The sequence below is a fragment of the Pedobacter cryoconitis genome (assembly GCF_001590605.1).
Lineage (GTDB): Bacteria > Bacteroidota > Bacteroidia > Sphingobacteriales > Sphingobacteriaceae > Pedobacter > Pedobacter cryoconitis_A.
The window spans coordinates 5,031,140-5,047,732 of sequence record NZ_CP014504.1 but is presented as its reverse complement, the minus strand read 5'-3'; the positions used below and the strand labels follow the sequence as shown (position 1 = coordinate 5,047,732).

The 16,593-nt window shown below is 38.7% G+C and carries 17 protein-coding genes and 1 tRNA gene; 9 read left to right on the top strand and 9 right to left on the bottom strand.

Annotation, left to right across the window (positions count from 1 at the left end):
* Positions 1 to 88 precede the first annotated feature (88 nt).
* The 3 genes from AY601_RS21380 to AY601_RS21370 are packed head-to-tail and all read right to left on the bottom strand — an operon-like array spanning position 89 to position 2,799.
* Complete coding sequence (locus AY601_RS21380; RefSeq protein ID WP_068404945.1) at positions 89 to 676, bottom strand: LutC/YkgG family protein; 588 nt, start codon at positions 674 to 676, stop codon at positions 89 to 91.
* Between the two features lie 2 nt (positions 677 to 678).
* Complete coding sequence (locus tag AY601_RS21375; protein ID WP_068404943.1) at positions 679 to 2,052, bottom strand: lactate utilization protein B; 1,374 nt, start codon at positions 2,050 to 2,052, stop codon at positions 679 to 681.
* Between the two features lie 9 nt (positions 2,053 to 2,061).
* Positions 2,062 to 2,799 carry a (Fe-S)-binding protein gene (locus AY601_RS21370; protein ID WP_068404941.1) on the bottom strand — a complete coding sequence of 246 codons (738 nt, stop codon included), beginning with the start codon at positions 2,797 to 2,799 and terminating at the stop codon, positions 2,062 to 2,064.
* A gap of 330 nt (positions 2,800 to 3,129) precedes the next feature.
* Here AY601_RS21370 and AY601_RS21365 point away from each other — a divergent pair, with 330 nt between their 5' ends.
* Positions 3,130 to 3,879 carry a LytR/AlgR family response regulator transcription factor gene (locus tag AY601_RS21365; RefSeq protein WP_084359375.1) on the top strand — a complete coding sequence of 250 codons (750 nt, stop codon included), beginning with the start codon at positions 3,130 to 3,132 and terminating at the stop codon, positions 3,877 to 3,879.
* 39 nt (positions 3,880 to 3,918) lie between these two features.
* Here AY601_RS21365 and AY601_RS21360 read toward each other — a convergent pair whose 3' ends face one another.
* From AY601_RS21360 to AY601_RS21345, 4 genes are all read right to left on the bottom strand, one after another.
* Positions 3,919 to 4,470: a GNAT family N-acetyltransferase gene (locus AY601_RS21360; protein WP_068404937.1), complete on the bottom strand. Its 552-nt coding sequence runs from the start codon at positions 4,468 to 4,470 to the stop codon at positions 3,919 to 3,921.
* Positions 4,471 to 4,540: 70 nt separating this feature from the next.
* Positions 4,541 to 4,628 (bottom strand) — tRNA-Ser (locus AY601_RS21355).
* Between the two features lie 67 nt (positions 4,629 to 4,695).
* The gene (pyk, locus tag AY601_RS21350; RefSeq protein WP_068404935.1) at positions 4,696 to 6,126 is read right to left on the bottom strand and encodes a pyruvate kinase; all 1,431 of its coding nucleotides are present in this window, start codon (positions 6,124 to 6,126) and stop codon (positions 4,696 to 4,698) included.
* A 139-nt stretch (positions 6,127 to 6,265) separates the two neighbouring features.
* Positions 6,266 to 6,685, bottom strand: a complete 420-nt coding sequence (locus AY601_RS21345; protein WP_068404929.1) for an IPExxxVDY family protein — start codon at positions 6,683 to 6,685, stop codon at positions 6,266 to 6,268.
* A gap of 165 nt (positions 6,686 to 6,850) precedes the next feature.
* Between AY601_RS21345 and AY601_RS21340 the strand changes: the two genes are divergently transcribed.
* The 3 genes from AY601_RS21340 to rnc are packed head-to-tail and all read left to right on the top strand — an operon-like array spanning position 6,851 to position 9,131.
* A complete protein-coding gene (locus AY601_RS21340; protein ID WP_008508386.1) occupies positions 6,851 to 7,087 on the top strand; it encodes an acyl carrier protein in 237 nt (78 codons plus the stop codon).
* Positions 7,088 to 7,116: 29 nt separating this feature from the next.
* Positions 7,117 to 8,370 (top strand): beta-ketoacyl-ACP synthase II, encoded by a 1,254-nt coding sequence (gene fabF, locus AY601_RS21335; RefSeq protein WP_068404926.1) that lies wholly within the window; start codon positions 7,117 to 7,119, stop codon positions 8,368 to 8,370.
* Positions 8,371 to 8,402: 32 nt separating this feature from the next.
* Positions 8,403 to 9,131: a ribonuclease III gene (gene rnc, locus AY601_RS21330; RefSeq protein ID WP_198163563.1), complete on the top strand. Its 729-nt coding sequence runs from the start codon at positions 8,403 to 8,405 to the stop codon at positions 9,129 to 9,131.
* A 14-nt stretch (positions 9,132 to 9,145) separates the two neighbouring features.
* Here the strand turns inward: rnc and AY601_RS21325 are convergent, their stop codons facing one another.
* The gene (locus AY601_RS21325; protein WP_232324643.1) at positions 9,146 to 9,880 is read right to left on the bottom strand and encodes a hypothetical protein; all 735 of its coding nucleotides are present in this window, start codon (positions 9,878 to 9,880) and stop codon (positions 9,146 to 9,148) included.
* Positions 9,881 to 10,043: 163 nt separating this feature from the next.
* Between AY601_RS21325 and AY601_RS21320 the strand changes: the two genes are divergently transcribed.
* The 3 genes from AY601_RS21320 to nadD all read left to right on the top strand — a co-directional run bounded on the left by AY601_RS21320 (position 10,044) and on the right by nadD (position 12,149).
* On the top strand, positions 10,044 to 10,907 hold the full coding sequence (locus AY601_RS21320; RefSeq protein WP_068404924.1) for a YicC/YloC family endoribonuclease: 864 nt from the start codon (positions 10,044 to 10,046) through the stop codon (positions 10,905 to 10,907).
* 80 nt (positions 10,908 to 10,987) lie between these two features.
* The gene (gene gmk, locus AY601_RS21315; RefSeq protein WP_068404923.1) at positions 10,988 to 11,557 is read left to right on the top strand and encodes a guanylate kinase; all 570 of its coding nucleotides are present in this window, start codon (positions 10,988 to 10,990) and stop codon (positions 11,555 to 11,557) included.
* Between the two features lie 16 nt (positions 11,558 to 11,573).
* Positions 11,574 to 12,149 (top strand): nicotinate (nicotinamide) nucleotide adenylyltransferase, encoded by a 576-nt coding sequence (gene nadD, locus AY601_RS21310; protein WP_068404921.1) that lies wholly within the window; start codon positions 11,574 to 11,576, stop codon positions 12,147 to 12,149.
* Between the two features lie 8 nt (positions 12,150 to 12,157).
* Here the strand turns inward: nadD and AY601_RS21305 are convergent, their stop codons facing one another.
* Positions 12,158 to 12,865, bottom strand: coding sequence for an SAM-dependent methyltransferase (locus tag AY601_RS21305; RefSeq protein ID WP_068404919.1), 708 nt, complete (start codon positions 12,863 to 12,865; stop codon positions 12,158 to 12,160).
* 356 nt (positions 12,866 to 13,221) lie between these two features.
* Between AY601_RS21305 and AY601_RS25800 the strand changes: the two genes are divergently transcribed.
* Entirely contained in the window at positions 13,222 to 14,808 is a 1,587-nt protein-coding gene (locus tag AY601_RS25800) for a DUF6600 domain-containing protein (protein ID WP_068404918.1), read from the top strand.
* Between the two features lie 104 nt (positions 14,809 to 14,912).
* Positions 14,913 to 16,493 (top strand): peptide chain release factor 3, encoded by a 1,581-nt coding sequence (locus tag AY601_RS21295; protein ID WP_068404916.1) that lies wholly within the window; start codon positions 14,913 to 14,915, stop codon positions 16,491 to 16,493.
* Positions 16,494 to 16,593: the final 100 nt, after the last annotated feature.

The following is a 16,593-nucleotide window of genomic DNA, read 5'->3' as shown; positions in this document are numbered from 1 at the left end:
TGAGATTAAAACCAGATTAAAGAAATTCTTTTTTAACAGGCTAGCTTAAAGGCTATTCAGTCTCTGAGAAATTAACTTAAAGCACTTGCTAAGCGTAGATGAAAATAGTCATACTTCTTGGCCCGTGAGCCCCCAGAACCAATGATTGTTCTATATCTGCGGTCTTGGATGGCCCTGCGATAAAAGTTCCAAAGTCATATTCAGCTTCTCCGATTTTCTGATAGGCAGTGTGCATATCCGGAACTAATGCCGAAAGAGGAACGATCATAACTATATGCTGGGTAATAAAAGGTAAGACCCTGATGCCCATCTGGTCTTCAGTAAGCCAGAGTGCCGAGTTCTCTGCCACCCCTATTGATGATTTAAAAATGGCGACATCTACATCTGCATAACTATGTGGATCTGGATTCAACTCAAAGGCAGGAATAGCTTCAGAAACTAATTCTTTTAGGGTAGATACTATTCGTTTTTCGCCTGAAAACTGTGCTGTAATTAAAGGTTGTATTGCAGCAAATTCATCAACCAGATGTACGGTACTCCCTATGCCCTCGGCCATCGCCTTAAATTTAGCTTGCAGTTCAAGAATTTCTACACGCTCCAGAGGCATTGCGGCTGGCAGAGGAACTAATTCAGGTTGATTTTGTCTTAATGCGGCTAATATTTTATCTCTGCTCATGGCTATTTAACATTCTTTTTATACCATTCCCCGAATGATTCTTTTGGAACTTCGGGCATGTCTCTTTGCTTATACCAGGGGTTAAAGTGGTTATTAACTGCAAAAGGAATATATTTTAAGACCCATCTGCCTGCTTTTCCGGCAGTACGGTAAATTCCAGGTGAAGAAAGTGTATAGTTCATGATTTTCATGCTCATCTTTTTAGAGGATGTCGCATAGCCTTCCTGAACAATTACCTGTCTCCATTTATAAAGTTGCTGGTGAATATCAATTTTTACCGGACAGACATTAGAACAAGATCCACACAGAGTGGATGCAAAAGGAAGATCTGCATATTTTTCCCGATCCAGATTAGGTGCCAGAATTGCACCAATAGGCCCTGAAATTGCATTGTGATAGCTATGCCCGCCACTCCTTCTGTAAACAGGGCAAGTATTCATACAGGCACCACAGCGTATACATTTTAAAGAGGCCCTGAAATCTTCCCTTCCCATTTGAACAGTACGGCCATTGTCAACCAATACCAGATGCATTTCCTGACCTGCCCGTGGTTTTTTAAAGTGACTGGAATAAGTAGTGATGGGCTGGCCGGTAGCACTTCTGGCTAGTAAACGCAGAAATACACCTAAATGTTTACGTTTTGGGATAATCTTTTCAATTCCCATACAGGCAATATGTACATCTGCGAGATGGGCACCCATATCCGCATTTCCTTCATTAGTGCAAACTACAAATTCACCGGTTTCTGCAATTGCAAAATTAACTCCTGTCAAGGCTGCTTTCCTGGTCAGAAAGGTTTCTCTGAGATGTACCCTTGCTGCTTCTGTAAGTATTTGCGGGTCTGAGGTCCCGGCAGCGACACCGAGATGCTGATGGAACAAATCACCTATTTCTTCTTTCTTTTTATGAATACAGGGGAGGACAATATGACTTGGCGGTTCTTTGGCTAACTGAACAATACGTTCTCCCAGATCAGAATCGATCACTTCGAGCCCTTGTTTTTCTAAATATTCATTTAAATGGCATTCTTCCGTTAACATGGATTTACTTTTTACCAGCTGAAGGATGCCATGTTTTTGCAGAATTTGATGTACAATCTGATTGTGCTCCTGCGCGTCTGCTGCCCAATGCACAATAATCCCATTGGCTTTTGCCTTTTCTTCAAAGCTAACCAGGTATTCGGCAAGATTAGCTAAAGCATTATTTTTAATCTGCGAGGCTTTTTCTCTCAGGATTTCCCATTCGGGGATACTATGAGCTGATTTATCTCTTTTCTGCCTGATCCACCACAAGGTTTCATCATGCCAGTTTACACGCTGTTCGTCTTTATTAAATACTGCTGATAATTCAGGATGGGTCTTCGTGGGTGTACTCATAAGCTAATTTTATCCTGCATTTAATATTTCTGCGATATGCAGCACCTTAATTTTGCTATTTTCTCTTTTCAAAATCCCTTCCATATGCATCAGACACGACATATCAGCACCAGTTATATATTCTGCACCATTTACCTGGTGGTCTTTTACTCTGTCTTTCCCCATTTTCACTGATACAGCTTCTTCAACTATACAAAAAGTCCCGCCAAATCCACAGCATTCGTCTTCTCTTTTCAAATCAATGAGCTCCAGTCCTTCTACCTGCGCCAAAAGTTGTTGAGGCTTAGAAAAATAAGGAGCAACCAATTCGCTCATTTGTGTGAGTAATAATCCTCTTTGACCATGGCAGCTTTGATGCAGACCTACTTTATGAGGGAATTTTGCTTTCAGGTTTTTCACTTTGAGTATATCGACCAGAAATTCTACCAGTTCATAGACTTTGGTCCTGATTGCTGCTGCCTTTTCTGCTGATTTTTCGGTATGCAAGTGTTCTTTAATATGTAAGACACAACTTCCCGAAGGGGATACGATATAATCAAATTCTGCAAAATTGTCTACAAAAAGCTGATTACAGTTTTGGGTAAGATGTTCGAATCCTGAATTGGCCATGGGTTGTCCGCAACAGGTTTGTCCGGTTGGATAGGTAACATCGAGTCCAAGTTTTTTAAGCAGCTGGTAAGTTGCAATACCTGCGTTTGGATAAAACTGATCCACATAACAGGGAATAAAAAGGCCTACTCTTTTCATAAAGCGAAATCATTGAAAGATGTGTAAATCTCAATTTTACTGAAAGCACAAGTTACGAAAATACGTTTAACGTACTGGGCTTCTATCTCTAATTTTGGCAAAATATACAGCTTTATTGCTATATCAGAAATAATGAACAATTATACATCTTCCTGCCCGGCTAACTGTACCGTACTATCTTGGTCTGAAATAATAACTAAATGCAGGACAATGGAAGGAATAATCTTCTGTTGCTGCAGATCATGACACTTTAATGTACGATTAACAATAATCTATTGTAATTTAGTTTTTTAATGGTTTAAGAAAACTACCACTATTAATACCTGTTTTATGCTACTAAAGTGCGTTATCATAGAAGACGAGAATCATGCTATCGAATTGTTGACAGACCATATTCAAAACATGCCTAATCTTCATTTACATAAAGTTTATTCTCAACCTATAACTGCGCTGGCAGAGATTACAGAAGAGGACCGCATAGATATCCTTTTTATGGATATAAATATGCCAGGCATATCGGGAATGGACCTGGCTAAGATTCTTCGTCCAAAAACGCGCTTTCTGATTTTTACGACTGCATACCATCAATATGCAGTAGAGGCATTTGAACTGGAGGCAGATCAATATATTATCAAGCCTGTTACCTTTCCGAAATTTACTGTAGCCATAGAAAAGATTATCAGGAAAATTGGTAAAGTACCTGTTCAGCCTGTGGCTAAATCAGAGATATTTATCAAAACAGGGGTAATGAATAAAATTATCAAGGTTAGTCCCGAAGAGGTAATTTATCTTGAAGCAAGGGATAATTATATCATTGTTCATACGGATAAGGATAGTATCATTACTTACCTCACTTTAAAGGAAGCTCTTCAGACTTTAAACCAGCTCAATAACCTGGTACAGGTGCAGAAATCATTTGTAATAGCCAGAAATAAGATAGAAATGATAGAGGGCAACCTGATTATTATGGTTAAGGGGACTCAGATACCGATAGGAAACACTTATAAAAAATCATTTTTTGATTACGTGAAGAATAATACTGTTGTATCGGCCAGGATCAAACCTCCCAGACCGCAGTAATCTTTGGATATTTTTATAGGGCTATTGAAGTGCGGTCAGCTATTGCTTTACACGTAGAAAAACATGCTCCATACCATCAACATCATCCATAATTTCATCAACTTTGAGAAACCCGAGGTTATTAATAAGCCGGAGAGATGCTGTATTGTCTGGTGATACAGAAGCAAGAAAGCGGCAAATACCAAACTTTTGCTCCGCCCAGTCCATCATAGCATTTACAGCTTCAGTTGCATAACCACGCTGCCGGTAGTTCAGAAAAACACTATACCCAAACTCTGCGGCATTTTTTCCATAGTCATAAATATATTCAGGATCTGGCCGGTTGTGAAAGCGGATAAGCCCAATCATCACCTTTTCATCCGGTAGTATGATTGCTCTGGCTGACCATGGGGAATACAGTGGGTCATCTTCTAACTGCTTCTGACCGTATTTAAAGCTATTATGATAGTCCAGCAGGTCTTCATTGATAGTTACCCCCATCATTTGTCCTGCGGTCTGCAAATCGCCGGCAAGAATAGCTTCTGCTGCCTCACTATCTATCAGACGGAGTAATAATCGCGGCGTAGTGATTGTATCGCTGGTTTCTTTCATTGTTAAACCAAATTAACAAAAAAAACGCCTTAAGCATTAGCCTAAAGCGTTTTTTTTATTTACAATCTCGCGGAGAGAGAGGGATTCGAACCCTCGATACCCTTTTGAGGTATACACACTTTCCAGGCGTGCTCCTTCAACCACTCGGACACCTCTCCAATTCGGGGAGTGCAAAAGTAGTATTTTTTTTGATTGTTAAACCCGAGCTTGCCTGATTTTTATAAATTAATCGATAACAGTAACTTTTACCATATTTGTCTTGCCTTTACTTTCCATAGGAATTGCAGCAGTATTGATTAAAGTATCTCCTTTTTTGATCAGTTTCATTTTAACCAGCAGACTGTTTACATCTAAAATGGTCTCATCAGTACTCTCAAACTTATCATAAAAGAAAGCTTGAACACCCCATACCAAACTTAAAGTATTTAATAATTGTCTGTTATTTGTGAAAATATAAGTCAATGCTTTTGGTCTGTGCGCAGATATTTCGAAAGCAGTATAACCACTCACGGTCATAGAAACGATACCTACAGCATTTGTACGACTTGCTAAAATACAAGCAGAATCACAAATTGCATCACTTAAGAAAGTTTCTGAATCAGCTTTTAAAGCTTTTTCAACGTGGAACGGATAGTTGTTTGTTTCGATATTCTGAATGATTTTCTGCATCGTTTCGATAACGATCAGAGGAAATTCTCCTACCGAAGTTTCACCGCTCAGCATCACAGCATCTGCACCATCCAATACTGAGTTTGCAACGTCATTCACCTCAGCACGTGTTGGCCTTGGTGTAGTAATCATACTTTCCAGCATCTGGGTAGCAATAATTACTGGTTTAGAAGCAGCAATACATTTTTGAACAATCATTTTCTGCAACAAAGGAACTTCTTCCATTGGCATTTCAACACCAAGGTCACCACGGGCAACCATAATACCGTCAGAAACTGCAATAATTTCATCAATGTTATCAATTGCTTCAGGTTTTTCAATTTTAGCAATTACCCTTGCGCCTTTGCCTCTTTGTTTGATGATATCTTTTAATTCTATGATGTCTGCAGCGTTACGAACAAATGAAAGACCGATCCAGTCTACGTCATTTTCCAATACAAACTCCAGGTTTTTACGGTCTTCTACAGTTAAAGAAGGAATAGAAACTTTAGTGTTTGGTAAGTTTACGCCTTTTCTGGAGGTTAGGATACCACCGTGAACAACTTCACAAACAACCTCATCTTCATAGTTCGTTTCAATTACACGCATTTGCAGTTTTCCATCATCTAAAAGGATGATTTCACCTGGTTTCACATCTTTAGGGAAGCTTGTATAAGTAATATAAATACGTTCTTCGTTACCGATGCATTCTTTGGTTGTGATGATTGTACGACTTCCATTAACTAAGTGTATACCACCATCTTTAACGATTCCAATTCTAATTTTAGGGCCTTGTAAATCAGCTAAAATACCAACGTTATAGTTGTGTTTTTTATTGATTGCACGGATCGTATCCAGGACTTCCTGGTGATCAGCTTGTGAACCATGTGAAAAGTTAAGTCTGCAAACGTCTAGTCCTGCATTAAACATGCTTAATAAAACGTCTGGTTTTGCTGAGGCCGGACCTAGCGTGGCTACAATTTTTGTTCTGGAATGAAAGGGTTTCATTTGAGTTATTTTATTTGTTACGACTAACAAAAGAAGGTTTTAGCTATTAAAAACCACTGTTAGCCTGGTTGATTCTGTTATTTAACTAAATAATGTTAGATTCAAATATAGTGTATTTAATACACCTTACATATAAAATTTATATTACCAAATTCTCATTTGACTTCAATTTGAGCGGATCAATCTGCGCAGCAACCTGAATATCAGGGAGTTTATTAAGACCTGAAATGATATAATCCAGATCTTCTTTATCAATATATCCTTGAATAATCATAAAATAATCCACTTTATTCATTTCAGGAATCAAGAACCCTTCACTACTGCGGTTACTGAGAATAAAAAAATCATTATCACCCTGTTCCACGTAAAAATTATACTTCGAAAATGCTAAAGGAGGCTCATCTACATTAAAAAACACCTCATGATCTTCAACTTTTTCAAAATTTAAATTGAGTCTTGTATTGATCTTATGACACAGTACATAATCCTTTAAGGACGCTGTGATTGCGATTAAGACAAAATCCAGGTCCAGCGAAAGTTTTAAATAGGTTTTGTTCAAAGCAGCTTAGTAAGATATATTTTAGGATACGAAATTATAAAACTAATTTTGCTTTATCATTTGAAATAAAAACATTAAAATTGACAGAGAAATAAAAACATTTGAAATGTGTCAGAATTTATTTTTCTTTGCACTGAATTATTTAACCCATTAAATTATAACATTATGTCTGATATTGCTTCAAGAGTTAAGGCTATTATCGTTGAAAAATTAGGTGTGGATGAGAGCGAGGTTACCCCAGAAGCTTCTTTCACTAATGACCTAGGTGCGGATTCTTTGGATACTGTAGAACTTATCATGGAATTCGAAAAAGAATTCAATGTAGCGATTCCTGATGATCAAGCTGAGACTATCGGTACAGTTGGTCAAGCAATTGCTTATCTAGAGAAAAACGTAAAGTAGAACATACGGCCTCCGTATAATCCGTATAAATGGAATTAAAAAGAGTAGTAGTTACAGGTTTAGGTGCACTCACTCCAATTGGCAATACTATCCCAGAATTCTGGGATAATTTGTTAAAAGGGGTGAGTGGCGCTGCGCCGATTACAAGTTTTGATACAGAAAAATTCAAAACAAAATTTGCCTGCGAGCTGAAAAACTTCAATCCTGAAGACTTTTTAGAAAAAAAAGAAGCTCGTAAATTAGATCCTTTTGTGCAATACGCGATAGCATCAACAGACGAAGCGGTGAAAGATGCGGGATTTGATTTCTCGCAAATGGACACCAATCGTGTTGGCGTTATCTGGGGTACTGGTATTGGTGGTATCAAGACGTTTCTGGAAGAAATGAGAAACTATTTTGCGGGTGATGGAACTCCCCGTATTAATCCGTTCTTCATTCCAAAGATGATTATTGATATCGTCCCTGGCCATATCTCCATAAAATATGGCTTACGTGGTCCTAACTTTGCTACCGTATCGGCCTGTGCTTCTTCAACTAATGCGATGATCGATGCTTTCAATTACATACGCCTGAATATGGCCGATGTGATTATCAGCGGTGGATCTGAAGCGATTATTAATGAGGCTGGTATTGGCGGTTTCAATGCAATGCATGCGCTCTCAACAAGAAATGACGACCCGTCAACTGCTTCCAGACCGTTTGATAAAGACAGGGATGGATTTGTAGCAGGAGAAGGTGCCGGAACTATTATCCTGGAAGAATTAGAACATGCAAAGGCACGCGGCGCTAAAATCTATGCTGAATTAGTTGGTGGCGGAATGAGTGCAGATGCAAATCACATTACAGCTCCACATCCTCAGGGATTAGGTGCTAAAATGGTGATGACCAATGCACTGAGAGATGCAGGGTTGACTACTGGAGACATTGATTATATCAATGTTCACGGAACATCGACCTCGCTGGGAGATATCAGTGAGACAAGCGCAATTGTTAATTTATTTGGTGAAGATGCGTACAAACTGAATATCAGTTCAACGAAATCAATGACCGGTCACCTTTTAGGTGCAGCTGGTGCAGTTGAAGCCATTGCTGCTATTCTTGCTGTACAAAACGACATCGTACCTCCAACAATTAATCACTTCACCGACGATCCTGATTTTGATCCTAAGTTGAACTTTACCTTTCACAAGCCACAAAAACGATTAGTACGTGCTGCATTAAGCAATACTTTTGGTTTCGGTGGTCATAATGCGTCAGTAATTTTCAAAAAATACAAAGAGTAAAACGTCAAGAAATATCGATTTTAATAAATTTAATGCCCCTATTTGACCTATATAAACTCTATTTATCGCCTGATAAAGAGTTTATAAAAAAGCTGAAAAATATGTTAGGCTTTGTGCCTGGAAATACCGTTTTGTATAAAATGGCATTCAGGCACAGGTCTGTGGCTAAAGTATTGAAAAATGGAAGCCGGAGCAGTAACGAACGCCTGGAATTTTTGGGTGATGCCATCCTGGGTGCTGTTATTGCAGAATTACTCTTTAAAAGTTATCCCTATAAAGAAGAAGGTTTCCTTACAGAAATGCGGTCCAAGATCGTAAACAGAGTAAATTTAAATCAGCTTGCCCGTAAAATGGGTTTTGATCAGCTCATTACATTCGATCAGAAAATGGTGAATATGCAGACTAAACACCACTCTATGCTGGGTGATGCTTTCGAAGCTTTAATAGGCGCTGTTTATCTGGATAAGGGTTACAATTTCACCAAAGAGCTACTGCTTAAACGTATTGTCAAGCCATATATTGACGTTCATACGCTTGAACTTACAGAAACTAACTTCAAAAGTAAACTGATAGAATGGTGCCAGCGCCATGCTAAAGATATCACGTTTGAAATGATGGAAAACAGTGAAGGCGACAGCGCTAAACTTTTTACTATACAAGCGATGATTGATGGGGAAAGTTTCGGTATTGGAAGAGATTATAATAAGAAAAATGCGGAGAAACAAGCTGCTGAAAAGGCTTGTGAAGCGTTATCTCTCTAACCACAATAAGCTGATTATTTCTTTTTCGCTGTGTCTGTATACTTCTTATAAGTATCCCTGATATACTTTACTGCATCATATTCTGTCCAGTTTTTTGCCTTCTGGTAGTCAGGACGGTAATTGAGCATGAAATCTTCCAGTTCTTTACCACTGAGTTCAGTATTCTTTTTAATCAGGGATTCATTGAAATAACCGTCAATCTGAGTCTGCTGCATTTCCCTGTTATAATAATTCCCAAATCGCTTTGCATTTTTAGGTGTACGCCCAAATAATTCATATAAGGCAGTTATCGGTGCGAAAATATATGAAAGTAAAGGTGGTTTTCCAGCATAAAAAGAGCCTTTATCCCTATAATCCTGTTTCAGCTCATCCAATTCTGCTTTTTTAGATTTACCCCTGATATTTACTTCATGTAAACTTGTGCCAGCGCCATTATCCAGGTAAACAATCATATCCTTGTTCGATAAAACAATCATTTCTTTATCTGAAAAGTCCTGTTTGTAGATTACCAGTGTATCCCCCAGATTAGCTTTCACCTGGAAAAGCCCCAGATCATTGCTGCTCACTGTGAATTTTGTCCTCAAGTTAGTAACCTGCGCCATCGCAATCCTTGTGGTTGTTCCCTTTGTCATCACCACACCATTTAACTGAAAATCCTGTTGCGCAAAAACAACAGATACGGAAGCGGATATAAACGTGAAAATCATTAAAATTTTCTGGATTGTAAGGATCATTGGTCTGTAGTGCATGGAGTAAATTTAACTATTGTTTGTCAATCTGCCATGGCAAAAATTGCCATATGACTTTATAAATGCTATTTAGCAGGTTAAAATTTTCATATCTTGAGGTGTGCCTGCTTAAAATAGGCTCTCATTTTAACAATAAATTATATCTTTGCACATGATAAAATCAATGACAGGTTATGGCCTGGCCTCTACAGATCAGGAAAATACAAAGTTTTCCGTAGAGATAAAATCCCTGAACAGTAAGTTTTTAGAGCTTAATCTAAAACTCCCAAGGGCATATGCAGATAAAGAACTTTTACTGCGTAATGTCTGCAGCAAGGATATTGAACGCGGAAAAGTAAATGTTTCTATCAATATTGAGCGCAGTGAAGAAAACCTTAAAGGTGCAACAATCAATGCCGCTTTACTGAGCAAATATTACAAACAATTAGAAGCAATTAACATTGATTTAGGTGCAAATTCAAGTAATCTTCTTCAGGCGGTATTAAATTTTCCGGACGTAATCAGCTATACTGAAGAAGTAGTGAATGAAGGGGAATGGGATATTTTGCAAAAAACATTCTATACTGCTTTAGCCAGCTTCAATCAGTTTAGAGAAATTGAAGGAAATGCTTTAAAACAGGATTTGGAACTCAGAATTAAAAATATACTTGGCTTTTTCTCGCAGATTGAAGTTTTAGCTCCTTTGAGAATTCCTCATATCAGAGCAAAACTGAATCAATTATTAGAAGAGGTGTCAGGAAAGGTTAACGTTGATCAAAACCGTTTAGAGCAGGAATTAATCTACTACATAGATAAACTTGACATTACGGAAGAAAAAATTCGTCTTAAAAGCCACTGTGATTACTTTACTGAAACGCTGAAAAGTAAAGATGCCAATGGTAAAAAACTTGGTTTTATCTCTCAGGAAATAGGTAGAGAGATCAATACTATGGGTGCAAAAGCAAATGATGCACAGATTCAGCAATTAGTTGTTGGTATGAAAGAAGAATTAGAAAAAATTAAAGAACAATTGTTAAACGTAATTTAATACGTCGGCAAATATACTCAGCAAAACAGCCAGCCCGTTACGCAGCTATTTTTGTTGGACACAGGATAGATTACACACCAATGATACAAGGCAAACTTATTATATTTTCCGCTCCTTCTGGCGCAGGAAAAACAACAATCGTTAAACACTTACTGGAAAAGTTTCCATCACTAAGCTTTTCTATATCAGCAACAACCAGAGAATTACGTGGTGATGAAAAACATGAGAATGATTATTATTTCATCTCTAAGGAATCGTTCTTACACAAAGTTGCACACCAGGAGTTTGTAGAATTTGAAGAAGTTTATAATGGAACTTTCTATGGTACTTTGCGTTCAGAAATCGAAAGAATCTGGAATGAAGGAAAACATGTAATCTTTGATATTGATGTAGAAGGTGGTCTGCGTTTAAAACGTAAATACGAAGATGATGCATTGGCTATATTTGTTCAGCCGCCATCACTTGAAGTCTTAAAAGAGCGTTTAAGCGGTCGTGGTACTGATAGTGAGTCAAAACTTCAGGAACGCTTTATCAAAGCTGAGAAAGAGCTGCAATATGCGGATAAGTTTGATGTGATCCTTAAAAACTTCGACCTGGATATTGCTTGTGCAGAAGCAGAAAAGTTAGTCACCGATTTCCTCAATAAATAAGAAGCTAACCAAAAGAATGGCGAAAACAGGTTTATTTTTTGGTTCTTTCAACCCTATTCACACAGGACATCTGATTATAGCCAGTTATATGGCTAATTTCACTGATCTGGATGAAGTGTGGCTGGTCGTTTCACCACAGAATCCGCTGAAAAATAAAAAGGGGCTTGGTAATATGTATGACAGACTTGAGATGGCCCGGTTAGCAATTGAACCGGCAGAACAGCTTAAAGTAAGTGATATTGAATTTAGCATGCCCCAGCCTTCTTATACCATCGATACCCTCGCCTATCTTCAGGAAAAGCACCCTGCAAAAGAATTTGTGCTGATTATGGGGGCTGATAACCTGGCTTCTTTAAAAAAATGGAAGAACTATGAAGTTCTGCTGAAGAACTATCCTATCTATGTTTATCCCAGACCTGGATCGGATGTGACTGAATGGATTAACCATCCTTCGATTACATTGACAGAAACACCTCAGATGGAGATTTCATCGACCTTTATCAGACAAGCTTTAAAAGACAACAAAAATATTCAGTTTCTTGTTCCTGAAAATGTAATCGCATTTATGGACAGTAAAAATATGTATCGCTAAGCAGTTGCTTAACGATAGATTAAGAATATAGTCGGTTTTTTATGAAGGTCTATCTTCTCCTGACGCCATTGACCTATGCTTTGGGTTCTGATATATTCATCTTCGCCTGTGATATTACTTGCTACACATAGCAAAGTGTTTGCTGCTGTATTTTTTATAATATCTTCATATAAGTGATTGTTTCTGAAAGGGGTTTCAATAAACAGCTGAGTTTGTTTATTTTTCTCAGCCAATTGCTCCAGCTCTTTTATCTTCTTTACTCTTTCTACTTTATCAATAGGTAAATACCCATGAAAAGTAAAGCTTTGTCCGTTAAATCCAGAAGACATCAGCGCTAGCAGTAATGAATTAGGGCCTACAAGAGGCACCACCTTAATTCCACGTTTATGTGCTTCAGATACGATTTCAGCACCTGGATCAGCTACTCCAGGACAGCCTGCTTCGCTCATCAGACCAACATCTTTCCCTGTCATTAATTCTTTAAAATAAGGGACCATAGAGTCATTCCTCTTATGTTTACCATAATCATGAATGGTTAAATCGCTCTGTGGAATTTTTAAGCCTGCCTCTTTTAAAGATTTCCTTGCAGTTTTTTCATTCTCAACGATATAAGTATCAATTGCGTTGATCGTATCGATCAGATATGGAGTGAATGACTTTGCAGCGGCATTTTCTGCCAATGGTACAGGAATCAGGAATAATACACCTTTCTTCATTTGAATTTTTGTTGTTTTTGGTATAATTTATGTAGTACTGTAATGAATTCGTCCAGACCGGTTTAGTGGCCTTAAGAGCTCTGATAAACAGTATTAATTTATTTAAATTTTAGCATTAACTCCTGCAGATTGCATTAGTTTGGAGTTACAAAGGAAAAGAATAAATATTTGGAAAGAGAAAATAAGAATCTAAATCTTAAGTTTAGCTTTTTAAAGCTCGTAAATCCCGTGTCTCTCGTATGTAATTTTTCAATGCGAATCTCTCCGATCCTTAATTTAACACATAAAACGTTAAACCATTGTATATTTTTTTACTCATAGATATAAGTTAGGTTATATTATAAATACACACACAAATGAAAAACATGATCAAATTTCCAGCTGCATTACTGGGGCTTATGCTCTTGTTCGGCTTTACAGCACAGAAGTCAATGGCTCAGGGGGGCTATGATGACATCTCACTACAGTCTTTTTATGATGAATTATCTCCTTATGGAACCTGGATACAGGATCCTCAATATGGGAATGTATGGCGGCCGGATGTAGATCAGGACGATTTCAGGCCTTATTATAGCGATGGCCGCTGGGCGATGACTGAATATGGAAATACCTGGGTATCTGACTATGACTGGGGATGGGCCCCGTTTCACTATGGCCGTTGGGTAAATAACAGGTTCAATCAATGGGTTTGGATTCCGGATACCACTTGGGGCCCGGCATGGGTGAGCTGGAGAAGCGGCGCTGGTTATTATGGATGGGCTCCTTTAGGACCTGGTATCAGTATTAATATCAATATTGGTGGCGGTGGGTATAACACGCCTAATAACTGGTGGAATTTTATTCCTCAGGGCAGTATTTACAGCAACAATTATCCACGTTATTCAAGTAGAAATATCACTATTATTAACCGGACCACGATTATTAACAACACGTATGGTCGCGGTGGCAGGGATACTTATTATACAGGCCCGAGAGCTGAAGATATCAGAAGAGTGACGAACAGGGATGTTAGGGTTTATAATATTTCCCGTTCAGAAAGACCTGGAAGAACAAGTATTTCAAATAATAGTATCAATATATACAGTCCAAGATCAGGGGTTAACGGATCTTCAAGGGCTGGTGACAACGGTGGTTCAAGAGCAGGAAATGTTGACCGTTCAGGCAGAAGTGATGTGAACAGTTCAAGAGCGGGAAGTGTTGATCGTTCAGGAAGAGGAGATATTAATACGTCAAGATCAGGAAATACCAATACTACAAGGCCGGATGTAAGTAATTCCAGGTCTGGAAGTATTGACCGTGCTGGAAGAGGAGATATTAATATGTCGAGATCAGGAAATACAGCTCCTTCAAGACAAGATGCAGGTACTCCGGTAAATGGCAATACTGATCGTTCTGGCAGAGCTGATATAGGAGGTTCAAGAGCTGGAAATAATAATATGTCCAGGTCAGCAAATCCAGATCAGCAACGTCAGCAGCAGGATTTTCAGCGTCAGCAGCAAGCTCAACAACAACAGCAGCGCCAACAACAGGATCAACAGCGTCAGCAACAGGCACAGCAACAACAACGTGATGGACAGGCGCGTCAACAGCAAGCTCAACAACAGCAGCAGCGCCAACAACAGGATCAACAGCGTCAGCAACAGGCACAGCAACAACGCCAACAACGTGATGGACAGGCGCGTCAACAGCAAGCTCAACAACAGCAAGCTCAACAACAGCAACAACGCCAACAACAGGATCAGCAGCGTCAGCAACAACAACAGCAACAGGCACAGCAACAACGCCAACAACAAGATCAGCAGCGTCAGCAACAACAACAGCAGCAACGCCAACAACAGGATCAACAGCGTCAGCAACAACAGCAACAACAACGTTCTCAGGATTCCAGAAGTGGTGGTGATGGTCCTCAACGCAGTGAAACTTCAAGATCAGGAAGGAATTAATCAACATAAAAACTATAAAATAAGAACCGGCTGTAATGGCCGGTTTTTATTTTATATATTATAATTATCTTTGCAGCCTCATCAAGCAATATGCTTAACCTTTTATGATTCACCCCGAAATAGAAAAAAGAAAAACATTCGCCATTATCAGTCACCCGGATGCCGGAAAAACAACATTAACTGAAAAGTTTCTGCTGTTTGGAGGAGCGATCAATACCGCTGGTGCTGTAAAACGTAACAAAGCCAATCAAAGCAGTACTTCAGATTTTATGGAGATTGAGAAACAACGTGGAATATCCGTTGCGACCTCAGTAATGGGTTTTGAATACAAAGATAAACGCATCAATATTCTGGATACACCAGGTCACAAAGATTTCGCCGAAGATACTTACAGAACTTTATCTGCAGTAGATAGCGTAATCCTCGTTGTAGACTGTGTAAAAGGTGTGGAGGAACAAACAGAGAAGCTGATGGCGGTATGCCGGATGCGCAATACCCCCGTAATTATCTTTATCAATAAGATGGACCGCGAAGGTAAAGACGCTTTTGATCTGCTGGACGAAATCGAGAATAAGCTGAATATCAGTTTATGTCCGCTATCGTGGCCAATTGGACAAGGACATACGTTTAAAGGCGTATATAGTATTTACAATAAACACCTGAACCTGTTTGAACCCGATAAAACAAAAATTGCTGATCCGGTTATAGAGGTCAGTGATCTTAACGATCCGAGCCTGAATAATTTCCTTAAACCAAAGGAACTTGAAGAACTGAAAAGTGATCTTGAATTGGTAGATGGCGTTTATGGTACATTAGATCAAAGCATGTATACAGAAGGCTTGCTTGCTCCTGTATTTTTTGGAAGTGCGATTAACAATTTTGGTATTAAAGAATTGTTGGATACCTTCATTAACATTGCTCCAAGTCCAAGAAGCAGAGAAGCTGAACAAAGAGAAGTTCTGGTAGAAGAGAAAAACTTCTCCGGATTCGTATTTAAAATACATGCCAACCTTGACCCTAAACACCGCGACCGTATTGCTTTCTTAAGGATATGTTCTGGTAAGTTCGAGAGAAACAAATTCTATTTCCACACACGTCAGGGTAAAAAGCTTAAGTTTTCCAACCCAATGGACTTTATGGCCAATGAAAAAAGTATTGTAGAAGAAGCATGGCCAGGTGATGTTGTCGGCTTATATGACAGCGGAAACTTTAAAATAGGGGATACATTGACTGAGGGAGAGCAATTGCAATTTAAAGGCATTCCCAGCTTCTCTCCCGAAATATTTAAGGAAGTGGAGAACAAAGATCCACTTCGTACAAAACAGCTTGAAAAAGGAATACAACAACTCACAGAAGAAGGGGTTGCCCAGTTATTCACACAACAACCAGGAAACAGGAAAATCATTGGTGCTGTAGGTGAATTACAATTTGAGGTAATTGCATTCAGACTGGAACATGAATATGGCGCGAAAGCACACTTCCGTATGTTGAGCTATAGCAGATCAAACTGGGTAACGTCTACGGATAAGAAGAAACTGGAAGAGTTTGTAAAGCGCAAGGGTCAGCATATTGGGCAAGATAAAGACGGAAGTCCGGTTTTTCTTGCAGACAATGACTTTATGATCAATATGACTAAAAGAGATTATCCGGATATTGAATTCCATAAGACCTCTGAGTTTAAATAAGCAGAAACAAAATTTTAAGGCCGTAACAACAAATGACGTGAACCCCAAAAGTTGGACAAAAACTTTTGGGGTTCACTATTTACAGCCTTTTTTATACCCG

Coding starts and splice junctions, on each gene's coding strand:
- AY601_RS21380 (WP_068404945.1), bottom strand. CDS start 676: ATGAGCAGAGATAAAATATTAGCCGCATTAAGACAAAATCAACCTGAA.
- AY601_RS21375 (WP_068404943.1), bottom strand. CDS start 2,052: ATGAGTACACCCACGAAGACCCATCCTGAATTATCAGCAGTATTTAAT.
- AY601_RS21370 (WP_068404941.1), bottom strand. CDS start 2,799: ATGAAAAGAGTAGGCCTTTTTATTCCCTGTTATGTGGATCAGTTTTAT.
- AY601_RS21365 (WP_084359375.1), top strand. CDS start 3,130: ATGCTACTAAAGTGCGTTATCATAGAAGACGAGAATCATGCTATCGAA.
- AY601_RS21360 (WP_068404937.1), bottom strand. CDS start 4,470: ATGAAAGAAACCAGCGATACAATCACTACGCCGCGATTATTACTCCGT.
- pyk (WP_068404935.1), bottom strand. CDS start 6,126: ATGAAACCCTTTCATTCCAGAACAAAAATTGTAGCCACGCTAGGTCCG.
- AY601_RS21340 (WP_008508386.1), top strand. CDS start 6,851: ATGTCTGATATTGCTTCAAGAGTTAAGGCTATTATCGTTGAAAAATTA.
- fabF (WP_068404926.1), top strand. CDS start 7,117: ATGGAATTAAAAAGAGTAGTAGTTACAGGTTTAGGTGCACTCACTCCA.
- rnc (WP_198163563.1), top strand. CDS start 8,403: ATGCCCCTATTTGACCTATATAAACTCTATTTATCGCCTGATAAAGAG.
- AY601_RS21325 (WP_232324643.1), bottom strand. CDS start 9,880: ATGCACTACAGACCAATGATCCTTACAATCCAGAAAATTTTAATGATT.
- AY601_RS21320 (WP_068404924.1), top strand. CDS start 10,044: ATGACAGGTTATGGCCTGGCCTCTACAGATCAGGAAAATACAAAGTTT.
- gmk (WP_068404923.1), top strand. CDS start 10,988: ATGATACAAGGCAAACTTATTATATTTTCCGCTCCTTCTGGCGCAGGA.
- nadD (WP_068404921.1), top strand. CDS start 11,574: ATGGCGAAAACAGGTTTATTTTTTGGTTCTTTCAACCCTATTCACACA.
- AY601_RS21305 (WP_068404919.1), bottom strand. CDS start 12,865: ATGAAGAAAGGTGTATTATTCCTGATTCCTGTACCATTGGCAGAAAAT.
- AY601_RS25800 (WP_068404918.1), top strand. CDS start 13,222: ATGAAAAACATGATCAAATTTCCAGCTGCATTACTGGGGCTTATGCTC.
- AY601_RS21295 (WP_068404916.1), top strand. CDS start 14,913: ATGATTCACCCCGAAATAGAAAAAAGAAAAACATTCGCCATTATCAGT.